22 protein-coding genes and 2 pseudogenes are annotated in these 22,331 nt (G+C 56.5%); 12 read left to right on the top strand and 12 right to left on the bottom strand.

The genetic code is table 11. From position 1 onward, the window contains the following. Nucleotides 1-64: 64 nt before the first annotated feature. The 3 genes from rsmF (at nt 65) to GO007_RS16435 (ending at nt 2,142) form a co-directional block, all read left to right on the top strand. Entirely contained in the window at nt 65-1,498 is a 1,434-nt protein-coding gene (gene rsmF / locus GO007_RS16445; RefSeq protein WP_095101728.1) for a 16S rRNA (cytosine(1407)-C(5))-methyltransferase RsmF, read from the top strand. A gap of 114 nt (nt 1,499-1,612) precedes the next feature. Next, entirely contained in the window at nt 1,613-1,852 is a 240-nt protein-coding gene (locus GO007_RS16440) for a YebV family protein (RefSeq protein ID WP_095101726.1), read from the top strand. 98 nt (nt 1,853-1,950) lie between these two features. Further along, nucleotides 1,951-2,142, top strand: a complete 192-nt coding sequence (locus GO007_RS16435; protein ID WP_095101724.1) for a YdfD/YebW family protein — start codon at nt 1,951-1,953, stop codon at nt 2,140-2,142. Here GO007_RS16435 and pphA read toward each other — a convergent pair. Continuing rightward, nucleotides 2,139-2,792: a protein-serine/threonine phosphatase gene (pphA, locus tag GO007_RS16430; protein ID WP_095101722.1), complete on the bottom strand. Its 654-nt coding sequence runs from the start codon at nt 2,790-2,792 to the stop codon at nt 2,139-2,141. The genes GO007_RS16435 and pphA overlap by 4 nt on opposite strands. A gap of 163 nt (nt 2,793-2,955) precedes the next feature. Here pphA and GO007_RS16425 point away from each other — a divergent pair, with 163 nt between their 5' ends. The 3 genes from GO007_RS16425 (at nt 2,956) to GO007_RS16415 (ending at nt 4,820) form a co-directional block, all read left to right on the top strand. Continuing rightward, nucleotides 2,956-3,915 (top strand): VirK/YbjX family protein, encoded by a 960-nt coding sequence (locus tag GO007_RS16425; protein ID WP_095101720.1) that lies wholly within the window; start codon nt 2,956-2,958, stop codon nt 3,913-3,915. Nucleotides 3,916-4,020: 105 nt separating this feature from the next. After that, entirely contained in the window at nt 4,021-4,164 is a 144-nt protein-coding gene (locus GO007_RS16420) for an Ecr family regulatory small membrane protein (RefSeq protein ID WP_141334947.1), read from the top strand. Between the two features lie 467 nt (nt 4,165-4,631). Continuing rightward, nucleotides 4,632-4,820: a hypothetical protein gene (locus GO007_RS16415; protein ID WP_095101716.1), complete on the top strand. Its 189-nt coding sequence runs from the start codon at nt 4,632-4,634 to the stop codon at nt 4,818-4,820. Between the two features lie 167 nt (nt 4,821-4,987). Here GO007_RS16415 and GO007_RS16410 read toward each other — a convergent pair whose 3' ends face one another. From GO007_RS16410 to yobA, 3 genes are read right to left on the bottom strand one after another with little or no spacing between them, the layout of a single operon-like run. Beyond that, a complete protein-coding gene (locus GO007_RS16410) occupies nt 4,988-5,326 on the bottom strand; it encodes a YebY family protein (RefSeq protein ID WP_157349241.1) in 339 nt (112 codons plus the stop codon). Between the two features lie 16 nt (nt 5,327-5,342). Next, nucleotides 5,343-6,212 carry a copper homeostasis membrane protein CopD gene (copD, locus tag GO007_RS16405; RefSeq protein ID WP_095101712.1) on the bottom strand — a complete coding sequence of 290 codons (870 nt, stop codon included), beginning with the start codon at nt 6,210-6,212 and terminating at the stop codon, nt 5,343-5,345. Between the two features lie 3 nt (nt 6,213-6,215). After that, nucleotides 6,216-6,590, bottom strand: coding sequence for a CopC domain-containing protein YobA (gene yobA, locus GO007_RS16400; RefSeq protein ID WP_095101710.1), 375 nt, complete (start codon nt 6,588-6,590; stop codon nt 6,216-6,218). A 126-nt stretch (nt 6,591-6,716) separates the two neighbouring features. Between yobA and GO007_RS16395 the strand changes: the two genes are divergently transcribed. Then, nucleotides 6,717-6,947: a DNA polymerase III subunit theta gene (locus GO007_RS16395; protein WP_041146219.1), complete on the top strand. Its 231-nt coding sequence runs from the start codon at nt 6,717-6,719 to the stop codon at nt 6,945-6,947. 78 nt (nt 6,948-7,025) lie between these two features. Next, nucleotides 7,026-7,685, top strand: coding sequence for an exodeoxyribonuclease X (gene exoX / locus GO007_RS16390; RefSeq protein ID WP_095101708.1), 660 nt, complete (start codon nt 7,026-7,028; stop codon nt 7,683-7,685). A gap of 9 nt (nt 7,686-7,694) precedes the next feature. On the opposite strand, the gene ptrB is transcribed toward exoX, so the two are convergent. The 3 genes from ptrB to GO007_RS16375 all read right to left on the bottom strand — a co-directional run bounded on the left by ptrB (nt 7,695) and on the right by GO007_RS16375 (nt 11,159). Further along, the gene (gene ptrB, locus GO007_RS16385) at nt 7,695-9,755 is read right to left on the bottom strand and encodes an oligopeptidase B (RefSeq protein WP_095101706.1); all 2,061 of its coding nucleotides are present in this window, start codon (nt 9,753-9,755) and stop codon (nt 7,695-7,697) included. 261 nt (nt 9,756-10,016) lie between these two features. Next, complete coding sequence (locus GO007_RS16380) at nt 10,017-10,676, bottom strand: tellurite resistance TerB family protein (protein ID WP_095101704.1); 660 nt, start codon at nt 10,674-10,676, stop codon at nt 10,017-10,019. A 96-nt stretch (nt 10,677-10,772) separates the two neighbouring features. Further along, nucleotides 10,773-11,159 carry a YebG family protein gene (locus GO007_RS16375; RefSeq protein ID WP_095101702.1) on the bottom strand — a complete coding sequence of 129 codons (387 nt, stop codon included), beginning with the start codon at nt 11,157-11,159 and terminating at the stop codon, nt 10,773-10,775. A 137-nt stretch (nt 11,160-11,296) separates the two neighbouring features. Here GO007_RS16375 and purT point away from each other — a divergent pair, with 137 nt between their 5' ends. Next, entirely contained in the window at nt 11,297-12,475 is a 1,179-nt protein-coding gene (gene purT / locus GO007_RS16370) for a formate-dependent phosphoribosylglycinamide formyltransferase (protein ID WP_095101700.1), read from the top strand. Between the two features lie 50 nt (nt 12,476-12,525). Here purT and GO007_RS16365 read toward each other — a convergent pair whose 3' ends face one another. From GO007_RS16365 to GO007_RS28970, 4 genes and pseudogenes are all read right to left on the bottom strand, one after another. Beyond that, nucleotides 12,526-13,167 (bottom strand): bifunctional 4-hydroxy-2-oxoglutarate aldolase/2-dehydro-3-deoxy-phosphogluconate aldolase, encoded by a 642-nt coding sequence (locus GO007_RS16365; RefSeq protein ID WP_095101698.1) that lies wholly within the window; start codon nt 13,165-13,167, stop codon nt 12,526-12,528. 39 nt (nt 13,168-13,206) lie between these two features. After that, nucleotides 13,207-15,018 carry a phosphogluconate dehydratase gene (edd, locus tag GO007_RS16360; RefSeq protein ID WP_095101696.1) on the bottom strand — a complete coding sequence of 604 codons (1,812 nt, stop codon included), beginning with the start codon at nt 15,016-15,018 and terminating at the stop codon, nt 13,207-13,209. 220 nt (nt 15,019-15,238) lie between these two features. Further along, nucleotides 15,239-16,714 (bottom strand): glucose-6-phosphate dehydrogenase, encoded by a 1,476-nt coding sequence (zwf, locus tag GO007_RS16355; RefSeq protein WP_095101694.1) that lies wholly within the window; start codon nt 16,712-16,714, stop codon nt 15,239-15,241. Nucleotides 16,715-16,724: 10 nt separating this feature from the next. Next, nucleotides 16,725-16,875, bottom strand: a pseudogene (locus GO007_RS28970) (formate--tetrahydrofolate ligase). Nucleotides 16,876-17,034: 159 nt separating this feature from the next. Here GO007_RS28970 and GO007_RS16350 point away from each other — a divergent pair. Together GO007_RS16350 and pyk are read left to right on the top strand one after the other, a co-directional pair. Continuing rightward, nucleotides 17,035-17,939, top strand: a pseudogene (locus GO007_RS16350) (MurR/RpiR family transcriptional regulator). A gap of 125 nt (nt 17,940-18,064) precedes the next feature. After that, nucleotides 18,065-19,507 (top strand): pyruvate kinase, encoded by a 1,443-nt coding sequence (gene pyk / locus GO007_RS16345; protein WP_095101692.1) that lies wholly within the window; start codon nt 18,065-18,067, stop codon nt 19,505-19,507. 101 nt (nt 19,508-19,608) lie between these two features. Here pyk and GO007_RS16340 read toward each other — a convergent pair whose 3' ends face one another. Continuing rightward, nucleotides 19,609-20,943 carry a 2-hydroxycarboxylate transporter family protein gene (locus tag GO007_RS16340; protein ID WP_095101690.1) on the bottom strand — a complete coding sequence of 445 codons (1,335 nt, stop codon included), beginning with the start codon at nt 20,941-20,943 and terminating at the stop codon, nt 19,609-19,611. A gap of 419 nt (nt 20,944-21,362) precedes the next feature. Here GO007_RS16340 and GO007_RS16335 point away from each other — a divergent pair, with 419 nt between their 5' ends. Continuing rightward, nucleotides 21,363-22,310, top strand: coding sequence for an AEC family transporter (locus GO007_RS16335; protein WP_095101688.1), 948 nt, complete (start codon nt 21,363-21,365; stop codon nt 22,308-22,310). Nucleotides 22,311-22,331 lie beyond the last annotated feature (21 nt).

The raw sequence follows: 22,331 nt of genomic DNA, 5'->3' as shown, positions 1-22,331 counted from the left end.
CCGGTGTCCGATGCCGGAGCATTTATGTTAAACTGCGCACCCTTTTTTCTTGTGGTGCGCTCCAGTGGCTCAAAACGCTGTCTTTCTTCCTGACGAATTCCTCGCTCAAATGCGTGCGGCAATGCCGACGCATCTCTCATTCGACGATTTTATTGCCGCCTGCCAACGTCCGCTACGCCGCAGCATCCGCGTTAACACGCTGAAAACCAGCGTGGCTGACTTTCTGCAGCTGGTCGCCCCCTATGGCTGGCAGCTTACGCCGGTGCCGTGGTGCGCAGAGGGATTTTGGATCGAGCGCGAGGATGAGGAGTCCCTGCCGTTAGGCAGCACCGCCGAGCATCTCAGCGGACTCTTCTATATTCAGGAAGCCAGCTCAATGCTGCCGGTTGCCGCCCTGTTTGCCGATGGCGATATGCCGCAGCGGGTGATGGATGTCGCCGCCGCGCCGGGGTCAAAAACCACGCAAATCGCCGCCCGGATGGGTAACAAAGGCGGGATCCTCGCCAACGAATATTCCGCCAGCCGGGTCAAAGTCCTCCATGCCAACATCAGCCGCTGCGGAATAAGCAACGTCGCGCTGACGCATTTCGATGGCCGGGTATTTGGCGCCGCGCTGCCGGAGTGCTTCGATGCCATCCTGCTCGACGCCCCCTGCTCCGGCGAAGGCGTGGTGCGCAAAGATCCCGATGCCTTGAAAAACTGGTCCTCGGAAAGCAACCAGCAAATCGCCGCAACCCAGCGCGAGCTTATCGATAGCGCCTTTCACGCCCTGCAACCGGGCGGTACGCTGGTGTACTCAACCTGCACCCTGAACCGCGAAGAGAATGAGGACGTGGTGCACTGGCTGCTGGCGCGCTACCCGCAGGCGGTGGAGACGCTGCCTCTTGGCGCGCTCTTCCCCCAGGCCAGCGAGGCCCTGACCACAGAGGGCTTTCTTCACGTCTTCCCGCAGATTTATGACTGCGAGGGATTCTTCGTTGCCCGTCTGCGTAAAACCGCCGCCGTTGAACCGCTGCCGGCGCCGGGCTACAAGGTCGGTAAGTTTCCGTTTGTTCCCCTCAAGCGGCGGGAAAGCGCCGCCGTGTCGGACGCCGCGGCGGCCGTTGGCCTGCGCTGGGATGAAAGCCATACCCTCTGGCAACGCGATAAGGAAATTTGGCTATTTCCGCAAGCCCTGGAAGCGTTTATTGGCAAGGTCCGCTTTTCGCGGATTGGGCTCAGGCTGGCGGAAACGCACAACAAGGGCTTCCGCTGGCAGCACGAGGCGGTTATCGCCCTTGCCGCATCCGCGACGCCTTTTGAGCTAACGCAGAGTGAAGCCGAAGAGTGGTATCGCGGACGCGATATTTACCCGCAAACCGCGCCGCAGCAGGACGAAGCGATCGTCACTTATCAGGGCGCTCCCCTGGGCCTGGCGAAAAAAGTCGGTTCGCGCCTGAAGAACAGCTATCCACGCGAGCTGGTGCGCGACGGGAAGCTATTTGCCGGCAAGGTGTGATTAAGCGCAGAAAAACAGCATTTTTTAACTGGCGATTTGCGCCCCATTGTCTACGCTGAAAATTGCGGCCTTAACTGGTCGTACCACAATTCAGCAGACAAACGGGGTGAATTTATGAGCAAAACAAGCATACGCATCGGCGCGTTTGAGATAGACGATGCCGAACTGCACGGTGAACAGCAGGGAGAGCGAACGTTAAGCATTCCCTGCAAATCCGACCCGGATTTATGTATGCAGCTCGACGGTTGGGATGCTGATACCAGCGTTCCCGCTATTCTTGATGGTCAACATTCTGTTCTCTACCGTAAGCACTACGATCAACAATCTGACGCCTGGGTCATGCGCGTAGCCTGACTCAAAAAGAACCCGTCGCCTGAGACGGGTTATTTACCCCCCGCACTCGCTAAACCCCCCTATACTTATTAGCATGTTAACCTGAACATGTGGCCAGGATGTTTGCCTTAGTTTTGTTCATTTGTTACCTGGACGGCGGCTGCGAGGATATTGTCGTGGATGTTTATGACGACGAACGACGCTGTATAGTCGCGATGGACGATCAGCGGATCCGCCAGGGCGGCTGCTTTCCGGTAGAAGATTTTATCGACGGTTTCTGGCGCCCCGCCAGCGAATACAGCGATTTCTAACCTGCCTGCTGCAGCTGCACGAGGGTCAGCTCGCCGCCAAAGACGGCTCCGGTATCAATGTAGTGCTGGTTATCGCTGTCGTAGCGCTGCGTGAGCGGAGTATGGCCAAACCAGAAATGATCGGCGCCGCCGATAGCCCCGTGTCGCCCGGCCAGATGGTCCGTCAGACGTTGACGGTTCCACAGGACCTGGGATGCGTCCACCGGCTGCTGCCACCGGTAGAACGACGCCGGATAGTCTGCGTGGGCAATAATATGCGTCTGCGAGCTGGCGCAGAGCTCAATAATCAACGGCAACTGACGGCAGCGAGCAAAGAGCGGCGCCATCTGCTGTCGCGCGTTTGGCGAGCTCTCCTGGAACCAGCGCCCGCCGTTGAGCATCCACAGCGCCGGCTTCCCGCTCTCCTGCGCCTCCAGCGCCATCTGCTCATGATTGCCCCGCACCGCGCGAAACCAGCGACAGTCGAGCAGGCCCAGACATGCCGCACTTTGCGGCCCGCGATCGATCAGATCGCCCACTGAGATAAGCAGATCCTGGTACGGGTCAAACCTCAGCAGCCGCAGTTTTGCCGTCAGCTGCGCAAGGCAGCCGTGCAGATCACCGACGAGCCAAATATTACGCCAGCCTGAACCATCAAGATGCTGATACATATTGTTCCTCCAGCTATAATTATAGCGAGTTATTTCTCTTATTCCCCTTCCGGAAACACACCTCAATAAAATTTAAACGAAACGGAAATATAGTCCGCCGGGGCATTAATCTCGCGTCCGAGTCTCACTAAAATAGAGGCTAAATAACGCCGAGGTATTCATCGTGACGGACAATAGCCTGCATTCAGCCTACGTACTACAGCCACGCACAAATCTAATTACCGATCTGGTTATGGGCAGACTTATTCCCGCGCCAATCTGGCAAAAGCGTAATTACCGGCTTAAGTTCCTGCTGCGAACAGCATTATTTTACACGCCGACCCGGCTGATGCTGGATAATCTCGCGGCGCGGCCCAACTTCAGCCAGCTGCTCGCCGCTCAGGCAACTCTGCCGGGCAAAGTTCATCGTCAGTACCTGAGGCGCGGGCTCAACGCCGGCCAGCGCGCCGCGGCGATTGTCAGCCACTATCAATATATCGATACCTTACCCGCCGGCCGGCTGAGTGCCGCCATGACCGCGGTACAGGAGATGCCGCTGCTGGAGCTGCAGGGCAAAGATGACTCCCGGTTCACGATCTCGGCCTCCTCTGCCGGGAAAGCCGAGCGCGAAGGCGAAACTACGCTTTGGCTGCGCGACGGTAGCCAAACGGTGCTGGCCACCGCGACGTTCAGCGTGGTGCGCGAACAGGAGCAGTGGCAGCTGACCATCGGCGGGCTGCAGGGGCCGCGGCGCAACGTCCCGCACGAGGCGATAAAGCAGGCTACCCGCGCCTGCTACGGCCTGTTTCCTAAACGCCTGCTGCTGGAGTTTATCTGGGCGCTGGCGGCGCAAAGCAATATCCGGGCGATTTATGGCGTCAGCGATAACGGCCACGTTTTCAGGGCATTACGCTATCGCTTGAGTAAAGGACGCCACTTCCACGCCAGCTATGACGAGTTCTGGAAGTCTATTGAAGGCGCGGCCGACGGCGCGTGGCGCTGGCGCTTGCCGCTGCGCCTTGAGCGCAAGTCTTTGGACGAGATTGCCAGCAAAAAACGGGCTGAGTATCGCCGCCGCTTCCAGCTGCTCGATGAGCTGAATGCCCGGGTTATCGCACTCGCCGCCGGCTCCTCGCAGGCGTAGCCTTCCAACAAATCAACGCCGTTTTAGCAACGGCGTTTGCATCTTATCCTGCGCTTTCGTTACTATCATCACTTCTCCGTTTCCGTTCAGGTAGCCATTGAAGTTATGAGTAAAGCAGAAGCAGTGCTGTTGGCTATCGTCTTGATTATTTTGACGGCTTCCCTGTGGTTTATTTTCAGCGGTGAAATCTGGTCCCTCGTCAGTTATCTGGAGACGCAGCTATATCCCTCTTTAGTCGCTCCGGAATAAACCCGTTTTTTTATTTACGAATTCATCCTGCGCTTTCTTTTTCTCACTTCATCGTCATTTTTGATGCCTAAAACAGTATCAATAATACTAATCATTACGGTTTACTCATCCACAAACAGACGAATCCGCCCGGTCAATTTATCCGGCGCTAAAATCGCTCCGGGTGCTGCGCAGGGACCCAATGCCGGGGCCGATGCCAATGCGCTATTCCCTCTTTGAATCATCCGCTTAGAACCATCGCTCTCCTTGCATCCCTTTACCTGTAACCTCGTTTTGGTTCAGCTGACTCCTTTACCCTTGCAACTACGCCATCGGCCATCAGCAGGTGGTACTCAAGGTTACGCTGAAGGTGGCCAACGACTGCTTTCCTGGCAGCGCGCCCGACAGCGACGGCTGGCGCCAGTAAGAGCGCCTGACCGTCTCCTGGAGAGGCTTTAACGCCGCGTTTTTCTGTAAAGGAAATGTGAATGCGTTTTTTGTTGTGGTATAAGGGAAAAAGGTTGCGTCGGGAAATGAGGGATCGTTTCGGGCCTTCTGAAGATAGGCTTTTGAAAGATATAGATAAAAAGAGACCGAACACGATTCCTGTATTCGGTCCAGGGAAATGGCTCTTGGGAGAGAGCCGTGCGCTAAAAGTTGGCATTAATGCAGGCTAAGTCGCCTTGCCTTATAAGAATAGTTTACCGCGTCAGGTTTTCCAGTCCGCAACAAAAGTGGGCCAATAATTCCTGGTAAAATCGCGGAGACGCATAAAAAAACCGCCGTTCCTGATGCAGGTAAACGGCGGTTTTTTCATTTTAATACAGCCAGATAATTCCAAAAATCAGCACAGCTTTTGCGCACGCTCGATAAATGGTGCCAGGCTCATTTTTTGCCCCGGATGCTGGGGGTCGTCGATCTGGATCACAGAAATCGGCTGGCCGCTGGTTTTACCGGCCTTGACCTGCTCAATGGCAGTATCATTCAACGGATACTGCACCAGGGTACTGGGATTGATGGCATACAGCGCATTTCCCGGACGACAGGTCAGCATGACCTCCTCCCGGTTAAATGCCCAGCTATCCTTACCGACTTCAAAGCGACTAACGGTGATAACCTGCGGGGCCGCCAGCGCGGCGCTGGAGCTTGCCAGTAACATCAGTGTCAGAACAATTTTTTTCATGATTTAACCAGTTAATTCAATAAGGTTCCCAGGTTGCAAACAGGCTGACGGCCAGCAGCGCCAGCGCCCCCAGCGCCATCTCCACCTGCGTGGTACGCAAAATGAGCTGCTCTGCCCGCGCCTCGTCCATCGACATTCGAGGTACCAGAACATACCGGTTCACCAGCGCGATTGCCACCATCCCCGCGACCAGAGCACATTTGATCAACAGCGCCCTGCCCCACGGAGAATCGCTGAACAATCCGCCCTGAATCAGCAGCGTATTCACCACGCCGCTGGCAATGGTTCCGGCCACCGCCAGATGCCCGTAGCGCGAAAAGCGCATCATGGCGCCAATCGCCGCCTGCCGCCAGCGCCCCTGCAGCAAACGCAGGCAGTAGATAAACGGCAGCAGCCCGCCAAACCAGCCGGCGACGCAGAACAAATGCACCGCATGATTGGTGCGCTGCAGCCCCCCCAGCCCGCCCTCACTCATCGCCGCATGGCCCACTCCCGCCAGCAGAAGCAGCTGGCCGCAGAGTAGCACCAGCAGCAGTCGCGCCGGATGGCGCGGCTTAAGCCAGACGACGATGAGCGTCACCCAGGCCAGCAGTATTTGCCACACCCACACGCTACCAAACCGCGTGCCGGCAACGGCTTGCCAGATGGCGGGTTGCCAGACATCCGGCCAGCCCTCGCCCATCAGGCCGCCCTGCGCCATCAGCATCAGCAGCGCTGAAAGCGCGCTAATCAACAGCAGGTAGCGAAGCAGCGGATAAAACCGCTGCATCAGCAGACGACGAAGCGTCGCTGGCGCCCACCACGCGCCGTACAGCACGCAGCCGAAAGCCACCATCAGCGAGCCGAAGTGGACAAAGCGTAAAGCGATATAGAGTGCCGCGAGCATCGTTTATTTGACGGTAAAGTGGTATTGCCCTTTGGTTTTATGACCATCGACGGAGACCACGTGCCAGTCAACGGTATATTCACCCGCCGTTAAGGGCTGCGCCAGCGGGACGATCAGCTGCGCTTTATTATCATCGCTAAGCGCCAGCTTGCCGGTAGCCACCGCTTTTTGCTGAGGGCCGTTAAGCGTCACGCTGCTGAAGCGGGTTTCGATACCCTCGGAAAAGCTCAGCGTTAGCGCCTGCGGCGAAGCGCTCACCGTAGAATCTGCGGCGGGGGTTTGTTGCTGCAGATGCGCGTGGGCAAAAGCCCCGGCGCTGACCAGCAAACCGGCGAGAAGAGCAGAAACGCGCAGCGCGCTACCGGCGAGAATACGCATAATCGTCATTCCTTTTCGTTATGTATGTAGCACAGAGAATAACCCTGTATAATGGCGTAGTCGAGCCATGCGTTTAAGTCTTACGTTACCCTCGACCGGCTTTCGGTATCACCCAGGAGAAACCCAATGGAAAATAATCTGGCAAAAATCTCGCAGGACGAGATGGACAAGGTCAATGTCGATCTTGCGGCAGCCGGCGTCGCCTTTAAAGAACGTTACAATATGCCGGTGGTCGCCGATTTAGTCGAAAGAGAGCAGCCTGCTCATCTCCGGGACTGGTTCCGCGAACGCCTGATCGCCCATCGCCTGGCATCCGTTTCACTCTCGCGCCTGCCCTATGAACCCAAAACGAAATAATTCGGCCCTCCTGCGGACGCCCGGGTTGGCAAGACCGGCGCATTCTATTACGCTGACCCCTTTGACCCGGAGCGCGCAATGCTACGCGTAATCGATACAGAAACCTGCGGACTGCAGGGAGGCATCGTAGAAATAGCCTCGGTCGATATTGTCGATGGCCAGATAACCAATCCGATGAGCCATCTGGTCCGCCCCGATCGGCCTATCAGCCCGCAGGCGATGGCTATTCATCACATCACCGAAGAGATGGTCGCCGACCAGCCGTGGATTGAAGAGATTGTCCCGCACTATTTGGGTAGTCCCTGGTACGTTGCCCATAACGCCAGCTTTGACCGGCGGGTGTTGCCAGAGATGCACGGCGACTGGATTTGCACCATGAAGCTGGCGCGCCGCCTGTGGCCGGGGATTAAATATAGCAATATGGGGCTCTATAAGTCGCGTAAGCTGAACGTCACCACGCCCGCAGGCCTGCACCACCACCGCGCGCTCTATGACTGCTATATCACCGCCGCGCTGCTCCTGGATATTATCAACGTCTCCGGCTGGTCGCCTGACGATATGGCGACCATTACCGGCCGTCCGGCGCTGTTGACCACCTTCACGTTTGGCAAGTATCGCGGCAAGCCGGTTGCTGAAGTGGCGGAAAACGATCCGGGCTACCTACGCTGGCTGTTCAACAACCTGGATCGGATGAGCCCCGAGCTGCGCTTAACCCTCAAGCACTACCTCGGGGACTAAGCGCCTGCCCTATACGTCGGCCTGGCCTGGCAGCGTTCCCTGCGCCAGGCCTATCAGAAACGCGTACTCGAGAGCCACGCCCTCATAGCTTTTAAAACGTCCCGATTTCCCGCCGTGCCCTGAATCCATATCGGTACACAGCAGCAGCAGATTATCGTTCGTTTTCAGTTCACGCAGCTTCGCCACCCATTTTGCCGGTTCCCAGTACTGCACCTGGGAGTCATGTAGCCCGGTGGTCACCAGCATATGCGGATAGGCCTGAGCCGTAACGTTATCGTAGGGGCTATAGCCCTTCATATAGCGATAGTACGTTTCATCCTGCGGGTTGCCCCACTCTTCAAACTCCCCGGTTGTTAGGGGAATCGACTCGTCGAGCATGGTGGTGAGCACGTCAACAAAGGGTACCTGCGCCACTACGCCATGAAACAGCTCCGGGCGCTGATTGATGGCCACGCCCATGAGCATCCCACCGGCGCTGCCGCCCATGCCGTAGCACAGCTGCGGATCGCCGTAGCCCTGCTTCAGCAGCGCATCGCAGACGTCGAGGTAATCATTGAAGGTATTGTTCTTGCAAAGAAACTTCCCGTCCTCATACCACTGCTGCCCCAGCTCGCCGCCACCGCGCACGTGGGCGATGGCGAAAACAAAGCCGCGGTCAAGCAGGCTCAGGCGGCTGGCGCTGAAATCTGCGTCCTCGCTGGCGCCGTATGAACCATAGGCGTAAACCAGCAGCGGGCTGGCGCTGCGGCGGAAGTATTCGTGCCGGTAGACCAGCGAGACCGGAACTTCAACGCCGTCGCGGGCCTGGATCCACAGATGTTCGCTGCGGTAATGGCTGGCGTCGAAACCTTTAACCTCCTGCTGTTTAAGCACCCGCCGTTCACCGGTATCCATATCGAGCTCAAACAGCGTATCCGGCGTGGTCATCGAGGAGTAGCCGTAGCGTAAGCGCGAGGTTTCCGGCTCGGGATTATAGGCAAGCCAGGTAACGTAGGCCGGGTCATCAAAGGCAATACCCACCGCTTCCCGGGTCGTACGGTTGATCTGCCGCAGGCTGGTAAGCCCATGCTGGCGCTCCTCCACCACCAGCCAGTCGGTAAACAGCGTAAAACCTTCCAGCATCACGTCATCGCGCGGCGGGATCAGGGCCTGCCACTGCTGCTCGTCGCGCTGATGCGTAAGGTAGAGACCGAAGTTTTTGCCTTCACGATTAGAACGCAGGTAGAACGCGTGCTGATAGTGATCGAGGCTGTATTCATGATCTTTGCGCCGCGACAGAAAGCACACCGGCTCGGCGTCGGGCATTTCAGCATTCAGCAGCCGCACTTCGCTGGTGGTCGCGCTCGCAAGGTAGATAACCACAAACTGCTGCGAGGTGGTCTTATGGACGCTGACGTAAAAGGTTTCATCCTGCTCTTCGTATACCAGCACGTCCGCTTCCGCCGAGGTGCCGACGGTATGTCGCCAGACCTGGTACGGCAGCAGCGTGGTGGGGTGTTTGCGCACATACCACAGGGTGCGTGAGTCGTTGCTCCAGGCGAATCCCGGGGAGACGTTCTCCAGCACTTCGGGATACCAGCTACCGTCGGAGAGGTTGCACAAGCGCAGGCTGTACTGCCGCCGGGAGAGATAATCCTCCGCCAGCGCCATCAGACCGTTGTCCGGGGAGATCCCCAGCCCGCCGAGGGTGTAAAACTCGCTTTGCGCCGCGCGCTGGTTGCTATCGAGCAGAAGCTCCCACGGGTCCCACTCCTCTTTGAGCACCGACTGGCGTTGGTAAATCGCATATTCGCAGCCCGGCTCATAGACCTGACGATAGCGATAGCCATTTTTACTGTAAGGCGCGGAGACTTCGCGCTGGGGGATGCGGTCGATAATCTCTTTCAGCACCCGCTCCTGCAGGCTACGCTGGGTGTCCATCACCGCTTTGCCGTAGGCATTCTCCTCGCGCAGATAATCCAGCACCGCCGGCTGCGAACGCTCATCGTCACGCAGCCAGAAGTAGTTATCAATACGCGTATCGCCATGTAAGGTCATCGCGCGGGGAACCCGTTTCGCTTTTGGTAGCATCTCTTTGTTCTTCTTCGGCTTAATTTTATGCGCACAACGTTAATCGACGCGCGTCCGGACGGCAAGACAAGAAATCTTCCCGGCATAAATCGCTCTGCCCCGAAGGTTGGTAAACGGCCAACAGCGGACCGACGCTCGGCTACCGCTGGTGAGAAAACGCCGGAGAGAGGATCATCCCCGGCCTGCGCGACGTCAGGCTGAGAGATGACCCGTATATAAGGGTGGCAAAAGCTGCCAGCGATGCAAGCGGAACGTGATGATTTAAGAGGGAAGAGCCTGCTTTTGCGCCTGAATATCCTGTTCGATCTCGGACCGCACGTCCGCAGGGATTTTCAGCGCTTCGCCCAGGGCGTTGAGGTAGCTGCGCTCCATAAAATGGTCAATATCAATCACCGCACAGCTCAGATAGTAGACTTCCAGCGCTTCCTGCTCGCTGCTGATACCCTGCGCCAGGCGCTGCGGGTCCAGGGGCTGAGTCAATGCGCGATCGATAAGCACCCGCCCCTGCACGTCGATATTAGCCGCGCGCAGCTGCTCTTCGATGCTCGCGCGTTCGTTTTCATCAATATGCCCGTCGCTTTTGGCGGCAAAAACCAGCGCCTGAATCAGCCGCTCGCTGCGGGCATCAGGTTCAGGTGACGACGGAACCTGGCCGGCCGGCTGCGGCGAACCGGCGCGCATTTTCTGCTGATACTTGTTCCACAGAACGCTTCCTGCCACCGCGCCGCCGCCAACCAGCAGCGCGCTGGTGCCGTATTTCGCCAGCAGCTTACGCGACGATTTGCTGGCGACCAGCAGTCCCGCCAGGCCGCCAAGCGCGCCGGGCAGCAGCAGATTTTTACCGCCCGAACGATCGTCAGATGAAGAAGATTGACCCTGCTGACCCAGCAGAGACTGAAGTTGATTAAGCCAGTTAGCCATGATTTCCTCGTTGCACAATAGGCGATGTCATCAGCCTAAACGACGCGATGTCAGGAAATGTTATCAGTGGCTAAAGATGCGCAAATTCCGGGTGGCTCAGGCCGCTTTCGCCTTGCGCGATTTTGGCGCCGCTTTTTCCGCCGCGCCGTCATCCACGCTGTCATCCACGCTGGCGCTGATGGCGTCATCGCCAGCGTCTGCGGACTGTTGTTCGTTTTCATCCTGCCCGGCGGCGTGCTCTTCCGCTTCCGGGAGTTTTCCGGACTTCATAATGTGATGTAAGGTGTCTTTGCGCTCCGCCAGCCACATCGCCATCTCATCACGCTGGGCTTCATCAAGCGTCAGCGGGCAGTCTACCAGCCAGTCGTTAAGGACTTCGGCAAGATCGAGCATTTTGTCGTAAGCATCGGCCTCTTTTTTGCTGGTAAAAGACATCTTTTCCTCACCTTCGCGAATCACCACATATTTGATTTCAACCGCCATTGTGCAGCCCTTTTTTATACTGTATTTATATACAGTATAGCAAATTTAGGGCCAGGACTCAACTCACGCGCATAAAGACAGACGCAAACGTTTTCGTTTATACTACGGCGCATGTTTTTTTACTGCGGAAGAGAGTCATGACTGTATTAGGCACAGCGCTGCGCCCTGCGGCAACGCGAGTTATGCTGTTAGGTTCCGGCGAGCTGGGTAAGGAAGTCGCCATCGAGTGTCAACGTCTGGGCATTGAGACCATCGCCGTCGATCGCTACCCTGACGCGCCGGCCATGCAGGTCGCGCACCGTTCACATGTCGTCAACATGCTGCACGGAGATGCCCTGCGCGCCATAATTGAGCAAGAAAAACCCGACTTTATCGTGCCGGAAATTGAAGCCATCGCCACCGATACTCTGGTCGAGCTGGAGCTGTGCGGACAAAAAGTCGTTCCCACCGCGCGCGCCGCAAAGCTGACGATGAACCGTGAAGGCATTCGCCGCCTGGCCGCTGAAGAGCTGCAGCTTCCAACCTCGGCCTATCGTTTTGCCGACAGTGAAGCCGCCTTTAACGACGCAGTGAACGAGATTGGCCTGCCGTGTATCGTCAAGCCGGTGATGAGCTCTTCCGGTAAAGGACAAAGCTTTATCCACCGCCGCGAACAGCTGGCCGACGCGTGGCTTTATGCCCAGCAGGGCGGCCGCGCCGGCGCCGGCCGCGTTATTGTCGAAGGCGTGGTGAACTTCGATTTTGAAATCACCCTGCTCACCGTCAGCGCGGTCGACGGCGTGCACTTCTGCGCCCCGGTCGGCCACCGTCAGGAAGATGGCGACTATCGCGAATCCTGGCAACCTCAGCAGATGAGCGAGCTGGCGCTGGCCCGCGCGCAGGAAATTGCCCGCAACGTGGTGCTGGCGCTCGGCGGTTACGGCCTGTTCGGCGTCGAGCTGTTCGTGTGCGGCGATGAAGTGATTTTTAGCGAAGTCTCGCCGCGTCCGCACGATACCGGAATGGTTACGCTCATTTCGCAGGATCTGTCGGAGTTCGCCCTGCACGTCCGCGCCTTCCTCGGTCTGCCGGTTGGTGCGATTCGCCAGTATGGCCCGGCGGCTTCCGCGGTGATTCTGCCGCAGCTCACCAGCCACAATGTAACCTTCGGCAACCTTCAGGCCGCCGTCGGCGCGGGCCTGCAGGTGCGTCTGTTCGGTAAGCCGGAAATTGACGGTTCCCGTCGTCTGGGCGTTACGCTGGCGGTAGCGGAGAGCGTCGATGAGGCGGTTGCGCGCGCCAAAGCCGCGGCGTCAGCGGTGGTGGTTGAGGGATAAAAAAACCCGGTAGCGTTGCCGCTTACCGGGTCAGAACTGAGGCGCGGAAATTACTTCGCGCCTTCTACCGCTTCACGAGCCAGAGTGGTGATACGGTCGTAATCGCCTGCTTCCAGCGCATCCGCCGGTACCAGCCATGAACCGCCGATACACAGAACGCTGTTCAGCGCCAGGTAGTCTCGGTAGTTAGCCGGAGAGATCCCGCCGGTCGGGCAGAAACGAATATGGGCGAACGGACCGCCAATTGCCTGCAGCGCCTTCACGCCGCCGTTCGCTTCAGCCGGGAAGAATTTAAACTCTTTCAGGCCGTACTGCATGCCCAGCATCAGCTCGGATACGGTGCTGATACCCGGGATCAGTGGAATAGTCCCTTCTTCAGTCGCCGCCTTGAGCAGAGAATCGGTCAGGCCCGGGCTGATAGCGAACTGCGCTCCCGCCTCGGTCACTTCTTTCAGCTGCGCCGCGTTAGTCACGGTGCCGGCGCCGACAATCGCCTCCGGGACTTCTTTGGCGATTGCGCGGATGGCATCCAGCGCGCATTCGGTACGCAGGGTCACTTCCAGTACGCGTACGCCGCCTGCAACCAGCGCTTTTGCCATCGGCACGGCGTGCTCCAGCTTTTTCACCACGATCACCGGGACAACCGGGCCGGAGGTGAGGATTGCTTCTGCAGTTGTTTTCCAGTTTTTCATCAGAGTTTCTCTCTCGCCAGATCTACAAATTGTATGGTCTTAAAAAGTGATGCAGGTTGCGCCCTGTTCGGCTCCGGAGAGTTTCTCACGCAGCGCAGAGAACATTTCACGACCGGTCCCGACTCGCGAACCGCTCAGGTCAGGAATATGCGGCTGCCGCGCGGCCAGTTCAGCATCGTCCACCAGCAGCGTCAGCTCGCCGGTCTGGCCGTTGACGCGGATGATATCGCCATCACGGACTTTCGCCAGCAGCCCGCCGTCGTAGGCTTCAGGCGTGACGTGGATGGCTGACGGGACTTTGCCCGATGCGCCAGAGAGTCGACCATCGGTGACTAGCGCTATTTTGAAACGGCGGTCCAATAATACACCAAGTGGCGGCATAAGTTTATGTAATTCTGGCATGCCGTTCGCTTTTGGTCCCTGATGACGAACCACGACGACGCAATCTTTGTCCAGCATCCCGGCTTCGAAAGCGGGCAGTACGTCGTGCTGGCTTTCAAAAATAACCGCCGGCGCTTCGATAACCTGATTTTCCACCGGCACCGCCGAGGTTTTCATGACCGCACGGCCAAGGTTGCCGCTCAGTACTTTGGTGCCGCCGTGACGAGAGAACGGCTTGTCGAACGTCGCGATGACCTGGTCGTCGAGCGGCGCGCTTGCCCCTTCACGCCAGTCCAGCTCGCCGTTGTTCAACCACGGCTCCATGGTGTAATGCGAAAGCCCAAAGCCGGCCACGGTATTAACATCTTCGTGCAGCAGCCCGCCTTTCAGCAGTTCGCGGATCAGCACCGGCACGCCGCCTGCCGCCTGGAAGTGGTTGATATCCGCCGGACCGTTCGGATAGAGGCGCGCCAGCAGCGGCACCACGTCCGAGAGATCGGAAAAATCATCCCAGTTAATGATGATGCCCGCGGCGCGCGCCATTGCCACCAGGTGCATCGTATGGTTAGTTGAGCCGCCGGTCGCCAGCAGCGCCACGATGCCGTTAACCACCACTTTCTCATCAAACATTTTGCCCAGCGGCATCCACTCGTTGCCGTTGCCGGTCATACGGGTAACCTGGCGCGCGGCGGCGACGGTCAGCGCTGCGCGCAGCTCGGCATCCGGATGCACGAACGAGGAGCCCGGGAGCTGCATGCCCATAAACTCCACCACCATCTGATTGGTGTTAGCCGTACCGTAGAACGTACAGGTGCCCGGCGCGTGGTAAGAGGCGGCTTCCGACTCCAGCAGCGCCATTCGGTCGACCTTACCTTCGGCGTACAGCTGGCGAATACGCACTTTCTCTTTATTCGCCAGGCCGCTGGCCATCGGGCCAGACGGAATGAAGACGGACGGCAGATGGCCAAAGGAGAGCGCGGCCATCGTCAGGCCGGGGACAATTTTGTCGCAGACGCCAAGATACAGCGCGCCGTCGAACATATTGTGCGACAGGCCGATAGCAGTAGACATGGCAATCACTTCGCGGCTCAGCAGGGACAGCTCCATTCCGTCCTGCCCCTGGGTTACCCCATCGCACATCGCCGGCACGCCGCCGGCAACCTGACCAACCGCATTCACCGAATGCAGCGCCCTGCGGATGATATCCGGATAGGACTCGTAGGGCTGATGCGCGGACAGCATGTCGTTATAGGAGGTGATGATGGCAATGTTGTTACGCAGCATGCTTTTCAGCGAGGCTTTATCATCCGACTGACAGGCAGCAAAACCGTGGGCCAGGTTACCGCACGCCAGCTGGGCGCGATGGACGGTATCCGTTTTGGCTTGATTAATCCGTGCGAGGTAGGCAGTACGGGCGTCGCGCGACCGTTCGATAATGCGATTTGTTACCCGTAACATTGTCGAATTCATAAAGGCTCCTAAAAATTTATCTGTCCGGCCGCGGCATTTTTACGATGTCAAAAGAGTTAAAAGGCACCAACACTGCAGCTCAGAGGCAAAATGTCTGCCCGCAGTGTAATAAAAAAAGCTCCGGGGGTGAATCCTCCCGGAGCTTAAAAGATTAAAAATTATGCGGCTTTCTGCGCCAGATCATGTTACCGGTAAAATAACTCCTCCGGATAACGAACGCTTACTCGAATTCGTTCCATGAACGACCGTCGCGGGTGATCATCGCCACGGAGGCAACCGGTCCCCAGGTACCCGCCTGATAAGGCTTCGGCGCATCACGGTCGGCGGCCCAGGCTTCGGTAATGGAGTCAACCCACTTCCACGCCTCTTCCACCTCATCGCGGCGCACGAACAGCGCCTGGATCCCGCGCATGGTTTCCAGCAGCAGGCGCTCGTAGGCGTCGGCGAGGTGCGTTTGATTGAAGGTTTCCGAGTAGCTCAGATCCAGCTTGGTGATCTGCAGGTTGTGCTTATGGTCAAGACCCGGCACTTTGTTAAGCACCTGGATATCGACGCCTTCATCCGGCTGCAGGCGGATAGTCAGCTTGTTCTGCGGCAGCTCCTGCCAGTTCTCTTTGAACAGGTTCAGCTCCGGCGTCTTGAAGTACACCACGACTTCAGAGCATTTGGTCGGCAGACGTTTACCGGTACGCAGGTAGAACGGCACGCCGGCCCAGCGCCAGTTGTCGATATCCACGCGGATCGCCACGAAGGTTTCGGTATTGCTGGATTTGTTAGCCCCCTCTTCTTCAAGGTAGCCCGGCACTTTTTTGCCTTGCGCAAAGCCTGCGGTGTACTGGCCGCGTACCGTTTTTTCACGCACGTTGGCGCGATCGATACGACGCAGCGACTTCAGGACCTTAACTTTCTCATCGCGGATGCTATCGGCGCTGAGATCCGACGGTGGAGACATGGCGATCATGCACAGAATCTGCAGCAGATGGTTCTGGATCATGTCGCGCATCTGTCCGGCCTGATCGAAGTAGCCCCAGCGCCCCTCAATACCCACCTCTTCCGCTACGGTGATCTCCACATGGTCGATGGTGCGGCAGTCCCAGTTGTTGACGAACAGGGAGTTGGCAAAGCGCAGCGCCAGCAGGTTGAGAACCGTTTCTTTACCAAGGTAGTGGTCAATACGATAAACCTGGCACTCTTCAAAGAACTCGCCGACCTGGTCGTTAATCTCGCGCGAGGTGTCAAGAGAGGTTCCCAGCGGTTTTTCCATCACCACGCGCGCCGGCTTCGCATTCAGCTTCGCTTCGCCAAGGCCTTTGCAGATGGCGCCGAAGGTGCTAGGCGGCATGGCAAAATAGTTGATGGTGACGCGGTTTTTCTGGTCGAGCATTTTGCCCAGACGGGTAAAAGCTTTGGTGTCGTTAACATCAAGGTTACAGAACTCCAGGCGCCCGCTCAGGGTATCCCACAGCCCTTCATCAATCTTTTCCTTCATGAAGGTTTCAAGCGCTTCACGAACTACCTTGGTGTAAGCATCTTTATCCCAGTCAGCACGTCCGACCCCGATAATGCGGGTATCCGGGTTGATCTGGCCAGCCTTCTCAAGCTGATACAGGGAAGGCAACAATTTACGACGCGCCAGGTCACCCTTCGCGCCGAAAATGACCAGATCGCATGCCTGGGCCGTTTGCGTTACCGCCATGTCATTCTCCTCAGTTGATAGTCTGGTGCTTATGCCAGGCTATAATTTGTAATTTTCTTACACTGCACTGTACTGTGTTTACGATTTTCCCGAAAGCCTCGGCCCCCCTTTCCAGGCGCTAAACCGCACAAGGAGAAAACTTCAGGCGACAATTTGGGCAGACGGCTAATATTGTTCGTTGTTCCGACCGATTATCAGTTAGTAAAATACGACTCTGATCATGTAATGAAAAAAAACAACATTTTTTTAGGTCATTCTTCCCCGCTAATGATTGCGGAGGGGTATATTCTTGCTAAAACGCCTGATGATTTCACCCATTAATGAAATCGCTTCCATTGATGAGCGCCTTGTTACCATGAATATGCTGGAAAAAATTCAGTCCCGGCTGGAACACCTTAGCAAATCCGAACGCAAAGTGGCCGAGGTCATTCTTGCGGAACCCGCGCAGGCCATCCACTCAAGCATTGCCGCGCTCGCCCTGGAAGCCGGCGTCAGCGAACCCACCGTCAATCGCTTTTGCCGGAGTCTTGAAACCCGCGGCTTCCCTGATTTTAAACTGCATCTGGCGCAAAGTCTGGCGCACGGCACCCTCTATGTTAACCGCAATGTCGATGAAGACGACAGCGTAGAGTCTTATACCGGAAAAATTTTCGAGTCCGCGATGGCCAGTTTAGATCAGGTCCACCATTCTCTCGATATGTCCGCGGTTAATCGGGCCGTCGATCTTTTAACCCAGGCGAAAAAAATCGCCTTCTTCGGCCTCGGCTCCTCGGCCGCCGTTGCCCATGACGCGATGAATAAATTTTTTCGCTTCAACGTGCCGGTTATCTACTCCGATGACATTGTCCTGCAACGCATGAGCTGTATGAACTGCAATGATGATGACGTGGTGGTGATAATCTCTCACACCGGCAGAACGAAAAGTCAGGTGGAGCTGGCGCAGCTGGCCCGTGAAAACGATGCCATGGTTATCGCGATTACCTCTGCGGGTACGCCGCTGGCTCGCGAGGCGACGCTGTCCATTACGCTTGATGTTCCCGAAGATACCGATATTTATATGCCGATGGTCTCGCGCCTCGCCCAGCTGACCCTCATCGACGTGCTGGCTACCGGCTTTACCCTGCGCCGCGGCGCAAAATTCAGAGATAACTTGAAGAGGGTCAAGGAAGCGTTGAAAGAATCGCGTTTTGATAAAGAACTTCCCGTACACAGCGACAACCCATAAAACCTGATAATAAGTAGTTAACCCATTACACTTCGGTTACGTTTCAGCATAGCAACTTTACCGGCCGGAACGACCGATTCCATGTTCACGCAACACCAAAGTTGTTTTAGTCAACGGAGTATTACATGTCCAGAAGGCTTCGCAGAACCAAAATCGTTACCACCTTAGGCCCGGCAACCGACCGCGATAACAACCTTGAAAAGGTTATCGCTGCTGGCGCTAACGTCGTACGTATGAACTTCTCTCACGGTACCCCGGAAGATCATCAAATTCGCGCGGATAAAGTTCGCGTGATCGCGGCCAAACTGGGCCGCCACGTGGCCATCCTCGGCGATTTGCAGGGGCCTAAAATTCGCGTTTCGACCTTCAAAGAAGGCAAAATTTTCCTCAATATCGGCGATAAATTCCTGCTGGACGCAGAGCTGAGCAAAGGCGAAGGCGATAAAGAAAAAGTCGGTATTGACTATAAGGGTCTGCCTGCGGACGTGGTGCCTGGCGATATCCTGCTGCTTGATGATGGCCGCGTTCAGCTGAAAGTGCTGGAAGTTCAGGGCATGAAGGTGTTCACCGAAGTCACCGTCGGCGGACCGCTGTCCAACAATAAAGGCATCAACAAGCTTGGCGGCGGCCTCTCCGCCGAAGCGCTGACCGAAAAAGACAAAGCCGATATCCTTACTGCGGCAAAAATTGGCGTCGATTATCTGGCCGTCTCCTTCCCGCGCTGCGGGGAAGATCTGAACTACGCTCGCCGCCTGGCGCGTGAAGCGGGCTGCGACGCGAAGATCGTAGCGAAAGTGGAACGCGCGGAAGCCGTTTGCGATCAGGACGCGATGGACGACGTTATTCTCGCCTCCGACGTCGTGATGGTTGCCCGTGGCGATCTGGGCGTCGAGATCGGCGATCCGGAGCTGGTCGGTATTCAGAAGGCCCTGATCCGCCGCGCCCGTCAGCTGAACCGTTCGGTCATCACCGCCACCCAGATGATGGAGTCGATGATCACCAACCCGATGCCGACTCGTGCGGAAGTGATGGACGTGGCTAACGCCGTGCTGGACGGCACCGATGCGGTGATGCTTTCGGCTGAAACCGCAGCCGGTCAGTATCCGTCTGAAACCGTTGCCGCCATGGCTCGCGTCTGCCTCGGCGCGGAAAAAATCCCGAGCCTCAACGTTTCCAAACACCGTCTGGACATCCAGTTCGACAACGTGGAAGAAGCGATTGCCATGTCAGCGATGTATGCCGCGAACCACCTGAAAGGTGTAACCGCTATCATCACCATGACCGAATCCGGCCGCACCGCGCTGATGACCTCGCGCATCAGCTCTGGCCTGCCGATTTTTGCCCTCTCTCGCCATGAGCGCACCCTCAACCTGACTGCGCTGTACCGCGGCGTGACGCCGGTTTATTTTGACAGCACCAACGATGGCGTTGCCGCCGCTCACGATGCGGTAAACCTGCTGCGTGATAAAGGCTATCTGGTCTCCGGCGACCTCGTTATCGTCACCCAGGGCGACGTCATGAGCACCATCGGTAGCACCAACACCACGCGTATCCTGACCGTCGAATAAGCCATCGCGCAACGGACCCCGCGTACCACCTACCTGCCGACGTAAAATCGGCAGGTATTTTTTTATCCCGGCTCTGCGGCTGGCGCTCGCCGGCAAGAACATCACACCACCCAGTTCATCAGCAGCGTGGCGGCAATCACCGTCGACGCCCCGCCGATACGGGTCGCAATCTGCGCAAACGGCATCAGCGACATGCGGTTGGAGGCGGACAGAATCGCAACGTCTCCGGTACCGCCGAGGCCGCTATGGCAGCTGGTGACGATCGCCGCTTCCACAGGGTACATATTGAGTCGTGAAGCAATAAAGAACCCGCTCAGGGCCATAGCGATAACAATCGACCCGCACACCACGACATAGCCGACGGAGAATACCGCCACCACGCTTTCCAGCGGCACGTACAGCATCCCAAGCCCGATCATCAGCGGCCATACCAGCGCCGCGGAGACAAATTTGTAGCAGCTGTAGGCACCGACCTCCATCGCCGCCGGGATCGCTTTGGTGTATTTACAAATGACGGCGGCGAGGATCATCAGTACCGGACCGGGAATATGCACCACTTTCTCCAACAGCCCGCCGACGATGAAAAAGGCGCAAATCATCAGCAGCCCACCGCCCATCAGCTGAAAGTCCGTCTGCTGCGGGCCCTGAGTTTGCGTGAAGACGCTGTTATCTTCATGGCTGCGGATCAGCATCCCGTCTCCGGAAAGCGAGGGGCGACGAACGCCAATTCTCGCCAGCACCCCGGCGCAGATAATCGCAAAGATATTGCCGACGACCGCCGCCGGGGCCAGCTGCGCAACGTAGACGTCGGGGGTTTGCCCAAGGATCGCTGAATAGGCCAGCGAAAGCGGTAGAATGCCCTCGCCGATCCCTCCCCCGATGATCGGGACGATAATAAAGAAGAAGGTATGGTACAGGCTGTAGCCAAACAGCGTGCCCACCAGCAGGCCGGTGAGGATGGCGGCAAAGGTCCCGACAACCAGCGGGACAAACATTCTGACCATCCCCTGAATCAGGATAACCCGATTCATCCCCAGGATGCTGCCCACCACCAGACAGGCAATAACGAAATAAAGCAGATTGGCTTCTTTCATCAGCAAATGCACCGTCGCCAGCGTATGCGGGGCAAACATTTCAAAGTATACCAGCGCCGAAGGCACCATCAGGCACAGTATCGCCGGGCCACCGATATCTTTCAGTACCGGGACCATGCGGCCAATTTTGGCAAACGCAAAGCCCAGGGTCATAATCACCGCCAGGCCGCCGATCATATTTTTTGGCAGTACGCTGGCGTAGGCGGCAATAGCCACTACGATCGCGATACCGACAAACAGCACCAGGGGGACGGACCCCACTTCCGCATTCCCCAGCATTCTGAGCGCGGGCCGGTTGGGCAGTGAATTTTCAATAGGATGATTTAGTGAATTATTTTCCATCTTTCACCTGACTTTTTATAAATAGCTATGTAGGGGCATAAATAACAACAATGTTATTCAACCAGAATAAAATCGAGAATAAAATAGTACATCGAGCACATTGAACCTGAAAAAAAGTAGCACAGCCATCGAACATAAAAAAGCCATGCGCCATTTCTAATGATGCTTTTGTGATTGACCTTGAATCTCAACTTTAAGTAATTTAAGTCGGCATTTTGTAATTAAATTTATCGATGCGACTATTTTTAACCACCCTCAATGAAAACATCGGGTTACCTCCCGGCTATATTTGTAAGTAAAGTCCTCGCTGTAAAAGTATTTAAAGAAAACAGACTGTGATTTCTATCACCCTGCACCGCACGAGGGATTGTTAGATTAAAAAAACAGTAGTCGCAGACCATACTTTATCAGGACATCCTATGCCTTCATTATTATTACAATCACTGTTCCCGCTGGTGTTTATCATGCTGCTCGGCTGGATCAGCGGCAAGCTCGGCTATACCCGTCGTGAAGATGCTACGGTTTTAGCTACCGTGGTTATTCGCTTCGCGTTACCTTTTCATCTCTTTATTGGTGCCCTAAACACCAACCCGGATAAAATTAAAAACTTCACTTTTATGGCCGTGCTGGTTATTGGCCTGATGGGCTCTTATTTTCTGACCCTGCTTCTTTCACGCTACGTTTTTCGCCACGATATCAAGACCAGCGCGATCCAGTCTCTGGTCTGCTCGTTTCCCGACATGGCCTATTTTGGCGCGCCGGTGCTGGCGGTCCTTATCGGGCCGGAAGGATTTCTTGGCGTCCTGATCGGCAATCTCATCACCAGCGTATTTATGATTCCACTGACGATTATCCTCATTCGTCTCGGCGATAAAAACGCCGACACTCAGGGAGCCGGGCTCAACCCCGCGATGCTGATATGGCAAAATCTGATGAAGGCGGTCAGAAACCCGATTGTCTGGATCCCGATATTAGGCGTCCTGTTAAGTCTTGCCGGAATAAAGCTGCCGCACCTCCTGAGCGCTCCGATAGAAATGGTCGGTAAAATTGCCGGCGGTCTCTCCCTGTTTGCCCTCGGACTGCTATTTTATGGCGAGCGTCCGGCATTTAATCGCCAGGTATGCACCAACATTGGAATTAAAAATCTAATCCAACCGGGAATGATGGCCGCCGCCGGACTGGCGCTGGGCTTGAGCCATAGCTTAATGCAGCAGGTTATTATTATCGGCGCGACACCATCCGCTATTGCCGCAGGAATGTTTGCCCTGCGCAGCGATACATATATTGAATCGGCATCCTCATCTATTTTAATTGGCACCGCTATCGGCGTGGTGACGGAAGGCATAATGATCTATTTGATTTCATAAATTATGCCCGGCGGCACCACC

This window comes from Klebsiella sp. 10-1 (assembly GCF_009758445.1).
Taxonomy (GTDB): domain Bacteria; phylum Pseudomonadota; class Gammaproteobacteria; order Enterobacterales; family Enterobacteriaceae; genus Klebsiella; species Klebsiella scottii.
The sequence above is the reverse complement of the archived record's forward strand: the minus strand, read 5'-3'. Positions and strand labels throughout refer to the sequence as shown.